At 45.1% G+C, this 7,356-nt stretch carries 11 protein-coding genes and 2 tRNA genes; 6 read left to right on the top strand and 7 right to left on the bottom strand.

The genetic code is table 11. The annotated features are described in order from the left end of the window. The first annotated feature begins 117 nt into the window (after positions 1 to 117). From THEPK_RS02560 to THEPK_RS02545, 4 genes are all read left to right on the top strand, one after another. Positions 118 to 495 (top strand): hypothetical protein, encoded by a 378-nt coding sequence (locus THEPK_RS02560; protein WP_042697605.1) that lies wholly within the window; start codon positions 118 to 120, stop codon positions 493 to 495. Positions 496 to 561: 66 nt separating this feature from the next. Beyond that, positions 562 to 638, top strand: a tRNA-Phe gene (locus THEPK_RS02555). A 169-nt stretch (positions 639 to 807) separates the two neighbouring features. Beyond that, the gene (locus THEPK_RS02550) at positions 808 to 1,071 is read left to right on the top strand and encodes a 50S ribosomal protein L35ae (RefSeq protein ID WP_042697957.1); all 264 of its coding nucleotides are present in this window, start codon (positions 808 to 810) and stop codon (positions 1,069 to 1,071) included. A gap of 31 nt (positions 1,072 to 1,102) precedes the next feature. Beyond that, entirely contained in the window at positions 1,103 to 2,239 is a 1,137-nt protein-coding gene (locus tag THEPK_RS02545) for a tRNA (guanine(10)-N(2))-dimethyltransferase (protein ID WP_042697953.1), read from the top strand. On the opposite strand, the gene THEPK_RS02540 is transcribed toward THEPK_RS02545, so the two are convergent. The 6 genes from THEPK_RS02540 to THEPK_RS02515 form a co-directional block, all read right to left on the bottom strand. Continuing rightward, positions 2,240 to 3,604, bottom strand: coding sequence for an MATE family efflux transporter (locus tag THEPK_RS02540; protein ID WP_042697951.1), 1,365 nt, complete (start codon positions 3,602 to 3,604; stop codon positions 2,240 to 2,242). Positions 3,605 to 3,663: 59 nt separating this feature from the next. After that, positions 3,664 to 4,668 (bottom strand): ABC transporter substrate-binding protein, encoded by a 1,005-nt coding sequence (locus tag THEPK_RS02535; RefSeq protein WP_042697948.1) that lies wholly within the window; start codon positions 4,666 to 4,668, stop codon positions 3,664 to 3,666. Positions 4,669 to 4,721: 53 nt separating this feature from the next. Then, entirely contained in the window at positions 4,722 to 4,910 is a 189-nt protein-coding gene (locus THEPK_RS02530) for a 50S ribosomal protein L37e (protein WP_042697945.1), read from the bottom strand. Between the two features lie 17 nt (positions 4,911 to 4,927). After that, on the bottom strand, positions 4,928 to 5,158 hold the full coding sequence (locus THEPK_RS02525; protein ID WP_042697942.1) for an LSm family protein: 231 nt from the start codon (positions 5,156 to 5,158) through the stop codon (positions 4,928 to 4,930). A 97-nt stretch (positions 5,159 to 5,255) separates the two neighbouring features. Further along, on the bottom strand, positions 5,256 to 5,558 hold the full coding sequence (locus THEPK_RS02520; protein WP_156882124.1) for a hypothetical protein: 303 nt from the start codon (positions 5,556 to 5,558) through the stop codon (positions 5,256 to 5,258). Positions 5,559 to 5,714: 156 nt separating this feature from the next. After that, complete coding sequence (locus THEPK_RS02515) at positions 5,715 to 6,029, bottom strand: hypothetical protein (protein WP_042697937.1); 315 nt, start codon at positions 6,027 to 6,029, stop codon at positions 5,715 to 5,717. On the opposite strand from THEPK_RS02515, the gene THEPK_RS02510 reads away from it, so the two are divergent. After that, the gene (locus tag THEPK_RS02510) at positions 6,010 to 6,684 is read left to right on the top strand and encodes an IS6 family transposase (protein ID WP_042697933.1); all 675 of its coding nucleotides are present in this window, start codon (positions 6,010 to 6,012) and stop codon (positions 6,682 to 6,684) included. The two genes, THEPK_RS02515 and THEPK_RS02510, sit on opposite strands and share 20 nt — an antisense overlap. Positions 6,685 to 6,749: 65 nt before the next feature. Next, positions 6,750 to 6,980 carry a hypothetical protein gene (locus THEPK_RS02505; protein ID WP_042697932.1) on the top strand — a complete coding sequence of 77 codons (231 nt, stop codon included), beginning with the start codon at positions 6,750 to 6,752 and terminating at the stop codon, positions 6,978 to 6,980. 161 nt (positions 6,981 to 7,141) lie between these two features. Here THEPK_RS02505 and THEPK_RS02500 read toward each other — a convergent pair. Next, a tRNA-Leu gene (locus THEPK_RS02500) sits at positions 7,142 to 7,229 on the bottom strand. Positions 7,230 to 7,356: the final 127 nt, after the last annotated feature.

Genomic DNA, 7,356 nt, shown 5'->3' with positions numbered 1-7,356 from the left:
AGAAATTACCCTACGCCAGCACTCAAGCAGACTCAACCATTATTACAAATAAAAAAGGGCAGGATAGAAGTTCAGGCAATAACGAGAATCCTGCCGGGTTTACTGTATCCGGTTGCTGTGAAGATCACAACTTCTGAGAACGAGCTGATTGAACTCCTGCCGGGGGGTTCTGGGAATTTTTATGCTGATGGGGCTTATGATTCAAAGAAAGTTCTGAACACTGTGGTGGAAAAGGGTTATCGGCCGATTGTTAAGAAAACTAAGAACGCTCCAGGTGGTTTTGGTAGTAAGAAGAGAGACAGAGTGTTTTCTGAAGAAGAGTACAGGCGTAGGAATCCTCATGAGGGGTTCTGGGGTGCGTTTACAACGTGGTTTGGCAGTAGGATCCCCTGTTTTCTGAAAAAGACTACTGTAACCCGAATCCTGCTTGGGGTAATGTGTTATGGTCTGAAAATCCTCCTCAGAGTCAAATACTGTTTAAATAACAGGGGGTGAAACTAAACACGCCCAATCCGACCGCAAGATTTATAAAGCGAGTTCAACCTTCTATAGTTTGAGTGCGGGGCGGTAGCTCAGCCTGGGAGAGCGCCGGACTGAAGATCCGGGTGTCGGGGGTTCAAATCCCCCTCGCCCCACCACGTTTTTCTATGAAACTTTAACTCCCAAAGAATTCTCTTGTAGAGCGTAAGATTCTTTGTAGTTGGTTTCGCAAGTGAGCTGAGTTTAGTCAAAAATTTCCCGGCATCTTTTCCTTCGTCTTCAGCAACATAAAAGTTTAAAAATAAGGTTCCATAGTGATTTCCGGTGATGATAATGAAGGGTATCGTATTGAGCTACATGAGGAGTAAAGAGCACCAGCACACCAACCACATGATTATCAAACCCCTCGGTATCGACAGCAAAGAACAGGCATCAGGACTCATAGGAAAGAAGGTAATATGGAAGAGCCCAAGCGGAAAGCTCCTTGTTGGTAAGATTACAAGAACCCACGGTACAAGAGGAGAGGTAAAGGCAAGGTTCGAAAAGCCCTTGCCCGGTCAGGCTTTGGGAGACTACGTCGAGATAAAGTGAACTCCTTTTCCTCTTTTTTGGAGGCAACTTGATGGAGCTTACCAAAATTAAGGAAGGAAAGGCTGAGATTCTTGTGCCTAAGGCAGAGCGTATTTACGACGCTCCCGTATTTTACAATCCGGTTATGGCATTTAACAGAGACCTGAGCGTTCTTTTTTTGAATGTTGTAAAGGCAAAAACGGTTTTGGACGCTTTATCCGCCACCGGAATTAGAGGAATAAGGTACGCCCTAGAAACTGATGCCAAAGAAATCTGGCTCAACGATATAAATCCCGAGGCTTTCAAGCTGATAATTGAAAATCTAAAGCTCAATTTTGAAGGAGAAGCAGACGTCAGTGAGAATTCTGCAATCTTAAAGGCCAAAAAGACATTAGTGGCCACGAACAAAGATGCAAACCTTTTGATGGCCGAAAAGTTCAGGTACTTTGACTTTATAGACCTCGACCCCTTTGGTTCCCCAATGGAGTTCCTCGATTCTTCCCTTAGGAGTGTGAAAAGAAAAGGCGTCCTTGCACTGACAGCAACAGACACCGCTCCCCTCTGTGGAGCCCATTTCAAAGCCTGCCTAAGAAAGTACAATGCAAAGCCGATAAGAGGAGAGCTGTGCCACGAAAGCGGTTTGAGAATTCTAATTGGAACTGTAGTTAGATACGGGGCAAAATACGACCTCGGTGTTGAGGTGCTCTTTGCCTACTATAAAGACCACTACTTCAGGGCGTTTTTAAGGCTAAAAGACGGTGCAAAAGAGGGTGATAAAGCACTCGGAAACCTTGGATACCTTTACTTCGATGCTAAAACTGGGAGGTTTGAAGTTGAGAAGGCTTTCCTGCCAAGCAGGCCGGATGCCTTTGGGCCGCTGTGGCTTGGTCCGCTCAAGAATCAGGAAGTTGTGGAAAAAATGAACGCCGAGAATAAAAGCGAACTGGCTGAGAAAAAGAAAGTTTCCAAGTTCTTGGATGTTATCGTCGAGGAGCTCGATATCCCGTTCTTCTACGACATCCATGCCCTAGCAAGGAGGAACTCCCTTGAGGTGAGAAAACTTTCAGACATAGCGGCTCTGCTCCAGGAAAAGGGGTACAAAGTTAGCAGAACACACTTCTCACCAACGGCAATAAAAACCGACGCTCCTTTTGAAGAGGTTCTGGAGGCATTAAAAGCCCTCCAGTAGCTAAACCTTTATGTACTTCCATTTTCCCCTCTTGAATATCCACCAGAAGAAGAGCGCCGTGGTGAATGTCTCCAGAGTCATCGCAAGCCACGCGGCAATAACCCCCATCCCCTTAACGTGAATTGGGCCGAGGGAAATTCCAAAGCCCAGAATGTAGGAGGGTATTATTCTGAACAAAAGCTTGCTTATTGCCGTTACATACATGGGGCTCTTTGTGTCTCCAGCACCTCTGAGGGCACCGCTGAGAACAAAGATCCAGCCAAGCGGAATCTCGCTTATTCCCACGATTATGAGATAAATACTCGCGAGCCTAAGAACTTCGGCATAGTTCGGATCACTCTTTGTGACAAACGGCATGACAAGGTATCTGGGGAAAACGATCAAAATTATCCCCATGACCCCCATAAAGATGGAGACCATTTTTAGGGCTTCGTAAACCACCTTTTCGGCCTTTTCTGGCTTTCCTTCTCCAAGGCTCTGACCAACTAGGGCAGACACAGCAACGTTAAACCCAAAGGCAGGCATATAAGCAATGCTCTCCACCCTAAGTCCAACCTGGTGGGCCGCAAGTGCTATCGTGCCGAATCTTGTAACAATACTGATGTAAAGGAAGTTGTAAAAGCTGAATATTGCTCTCTCAACTGTTGCAGGGATTCCTATCCTCAAGATCCTCTTTGTTATCTCAATGTCGAGTCTAAATGACGGCCTGAACTTCAAAATAAGGGAACCCCTTAGGAAGAGGACAAACCCAACTATAAATGCCAAAAGAAGCGACAACCCCGAAGCCAACGCCGCTCCAACCACCTCAAGCCTCGGAAAACCAAAGTGTCCAAATATCAAACAGTAGTTCAAGAAAACGTTTGCCCCATTGGTGAGAAGGCTCAGCTTCATCGGGGTCTTTGTGTCCCCGGCCCCTCTAAGAGCGCTGAACGCAGCAAAGGCCATAAAATTCACGGGATAAAACAGGAAAAAGACGCGTATGTATGAATACCCAAGCTCTACGACCTCTTCACTCGCACCCATTATTCTCAGCGCGTCGTCTCCGAAAAAGAGCCCTAACAGCATTACCGGGATGCTTATTAAAAATGATAGGTATACACTCTGCTCAAGAACTCTCTCAGCAGTCTCAAAATCCTTGGCTCCCACAAATCTCGCAACGAGTGCAAGAGTCCCGGTGGAGACTGCAAACATAATGGGCATCATAAACCAGGAAAACTGCCCGCCAAGTCCAACGCTTGCTATAGCTAGAGAACCAAGCTGCCCGACCATTATCATGTCCACTAGGTTTACCAGGGTCTGGCCTATATTAGCTATGATGGCCGGCCACGCCAGTGCCCACAGCTTTTTTCTTAGCTCGCCGTCCATAGGCTCTCACTTAGATTGCTGTCTTAACGGTCAGAGACAGAAGAAAAAACATCACAGAGTTAAAAATCTTTTGCTAAAAGGGAATCGAGGTTGAAGACCTTAAGACCAAACCGCTCCAGGGCTGCTTCAATCTGCTCTTTGCTTAGCCTGTAGTCAAAGACAAATCCTTTCAGCCCTTCTTTTATCTCATCTTCGCTAAATCCAAAGAAGTTAACCATAAGTTCCAACGCCTCTCCCTTCCTTTCTTCCAGCCTTTCGGTGTTCTCTCTGTATAGCCCCATGAACTCTTTGAAGATTTCCGCGTTAGTTTTTAGAAACTCTCGATTTACCCCCAAAGTACAGCAGGGATACAGGCCAAACTTTTCCGCATATCTATACTCTCTAAACCCCATCTTTTTCAGCTTGCTTAGATAAGGCTCCCATATGCTTAGACCATCTATTTCCCCTTCCAGAAATGACTTCACCATCTCCTCAGGCTTTTTAAAGTAGATTACGTTCACTTTGCCTATGAGATCGTGCTTTTCTAGAAAGAGCTTTAACATTGTTTCCATCGTGGAAAGCTCAGACGAGCCTATAGTTAACCCTTCCCTGAGCTCTTCCCTGACAATAAGCCCGCTTCCACCAAAGCCGCACCCAGCAGCAATTTTTAAGCTCTTAGTTAGGAGTCCAAAAAGCACCTGGGTTACTAGGGGCGAGCACGCCATGTCAACTTTGCTCAGTGCCAAAGCATTCGTAAGCTCCAAGGCACTGCTGTAAACGATTACCCTAACATCGTGCTTTTTTTCGAGGTCTTTGGCTGTTAAAAGAGCGTGGGGATATTCAACGGCCTTCAGTACTCCAAGTCTGAGAATGCCCTTAATGGGAAAAGGTGCCTCTTCAATGAGCCACACTCTGTAGGCTTTTTTTCCAATCTCCCTTCTAACGATAATTTTTTCAGATTCCAGACTCTCAATTGCCTCAGCTATCGTGGATCTAGAATAGCCAAGTTCGTAAAGTTCACTTTGAAGTGCTCCTTCATGGGATTTTTCCTTAAGATATTTCAAAATAGCATCTTTAGCGCTCATGAGAAAGGCTAAGAACACAGCCTTTTATAATTTTATTGGAAAAAGAAAGAAAATCAGAGTAGGTTTCTTGCCTTCTTCCACTTGTGGCTCCAGCTGTATTTCCTCATTCTGCGGCTTCTTCCAAAACCGCAGGCTGCACAGTAGCCTTTTCTAGTGTTGAAGGACTTTCTTCCGCATCTCCTGCACTTTATGTGAGTAGGAGTTCTGTTTCTTTTTCCATGAGGAGCTGTTCCGCTTCCCACGAAGCCTCACCTCTCGCTCATTCTATCTCAACCGGGGAGATAGCCAACACATTATCTCCTCTAATAACGATCTTACCATAGTTCTTCTTTGGCTCGCCTTCTTCAATAAGCTGAGCATCAGCCAACACAACATTCATGTGGATATCATAACCGATAAGTCTTCCCCTAAACTCGGATCCTCTCTTGAGGATTACCAAAACTTCCTTGTCAAGTGATTTGTGCACGACATCAAGTGGTCTTTCCGCCATTTTTCTTCCCTCCTAAATAATCAAAGATAACGTTCAAAGTGATAACGGGAAGTTTGCTTTATAACTCTTTCCCTTCTTAAGCAGGGCGTGTTTAGTTTCACCCCCTGTTATTTAAACAGTATTTGACTCTGAGGAGGATTTTCAGACCATAACACATTACCCCAAGCAGGATTCGGGTTACAGTAGTCTTTTTCAGAAAACAGGGGATCCTACTGCCAAAACCACGTTGTAAACGCACCCCAGAACCCCTCATGAGGATTCCTATGCCTGTACTCTTCTTCAGAAAACACTCTGTCTCTCTTCTTACTACCCTTTGAATCATAAGCCCCATCAGCATAAAAATTCCCAGAACCCCCGGCAGGAGTTCAATCAGCTCGTTCTCAGAAGTTGTGATCTTCACAGCAACCGGATACAGTAAACCCGGCAGGATTCTCGTTATTGCCTGAACTTCTATCCTGCCCTTTTTTATTTGTAATAATGGTTGAGTCTGCTTGAGTGCTGGCGTAGGGTAATTTCTGGAGTTTTTTCAGGAGGTGGTTTGTCAGTTCTTCGAGGTTCAGCTTTTCTCCCAGTTGTGGAGGGTTGAGTAGTGAATGTTTGCTCCGAAGAATTTTCTGCCGTAGTGCTGGGCGTCTCTGAGGGGTAGGTTGTAGTATTGTTTAAAGAGGAGTATTGCCAGTATTGTTTTTACTGGAAATTTTTTGGATTTTGGCAGGTTCTTCAGCTTTCCTTCTGATTCGAAGTCTGCTAAAACGTCAAGAATTGCGAATGCCACGCTTTCAGGGTCTTTGAGTCTGTGATCCCATCTGGGGATCACGACAACCACCTGAAAGAATTCAGCAAAAACCCTAATAAAGGTTACTATAAACACGCCCCGTCGCAACAAAATCCCACCAGAAAAGAAAATCAGGGGAGTAGAATTATACCTGCGAGGCCTCAGTTACCGGCAAACCGCCAGAATACTCAAAATCAGTCACGTAACAGTCTGGGAGGCAGTCCAAAAACTCGCAGAAGCAGTTTACAAGCCAAAAATCCTCGCAGTCAAAAAACAGCGAAACTTCATCGCAGTTGACGAAACAGTAATAAAAATCAACGGGAAGAAAAGATACCTCTGGGCTGCAATTGACGTTGAGAGCAAGGAAGTTTTAGCAGTCTGGATTACGACTGTTAGAAACTGGTGGGTTGCCAAAGATTTCATCCTGGTTGTTTTGAAGTCCTGTGAAGGGCAGCCCGTCTTTCTGGTTGACAGGGCGAGCTGGTATAAGTCAGCGTTTAAGAGTCTGGGGTTGGGTTATCTGCATGTGACTTTCGGGCCGAGAAATAGTGTTGAGCGCTGGTTTAGGACTGTTAAGGAAAGAACAAAGCGTTTCTGGAATAATTTCAGGAGTGAGGACTGGAGGAGGGTTCATAGGTTTGTTTTTCTGTTTGCCTTCTGGTATAATTTTGTCAGAATTCATTCTAGTTTTGGTGGTCCGCCTGGTGATGTTGCTGAATGGCTTCAGGAGGTGATGCCCCAGTTATCCTAACAGTATCTTCTCACAATACGAAAAAATTTTAATATTTTATTGCGTATTTCTCTTGGTGGTTTTTGATGCCTGAGGAGGTTAGTGAAAAGGTTGTTAGTAAGCAAGAAGAGACGGAGAGGTTCGGGGAAAGTCCCAAGAAAGGTGTATCAATTACAGAGAAAACGGGGCTGACTTTTAAGGACGGTTTTAAATTTGGTCTTGGATTTTTTACAGCAGGGCTGGTATTTTACATAATCATGCTCGGTATCACCATGGTGATACTGACCATATTTTGGGCAAAGGCAATGGGAGTCTGAGGTTTCAATAGTTTCACAACATGCTTGTTTGAACCCCCTAGATGTTACTGCTGATCGGAACTCCTCAAAAATGGGGACAGAAAATAACACCCATTAAAGAGATGTAACAAGGTATCAATAATCTCGGTTTTCCTTTCAGAAGTGGCTTAGAGAATTAGCGATGGTGCGGGGGCGGGGATTTGAACCCCGGAACCCCTACGGGAGTGGATCTTGAGTCCACCGCCTTTGACCAGGCTCGGCAACCCCCGCGCGTGGGGCTTCATTTCTCTATACACCAACTCAGTTTTAAAAATCTTGTGGTCTCAAAGGGCGTGTTTATAGTAACCTTTATTAGGGTTTTTGCTGAATTCTTTCGGGTGGTTGTCGTGATCCCCAG

The organism is Thermococcus sp. PK (genome assembly GCF_000430485.1).
Lineage (GTDB): Archaea > Methanobacteriota_B > Thermococci > Thermococcales > Thermococcaceae > Thermococcus_A > Thermococcus_A bergensis.
The sequence above is the reverse complement of the archived record's forward strand: the minus strand, read 5'-3'. Positions and strand labels throughout refer to the sequence as shown.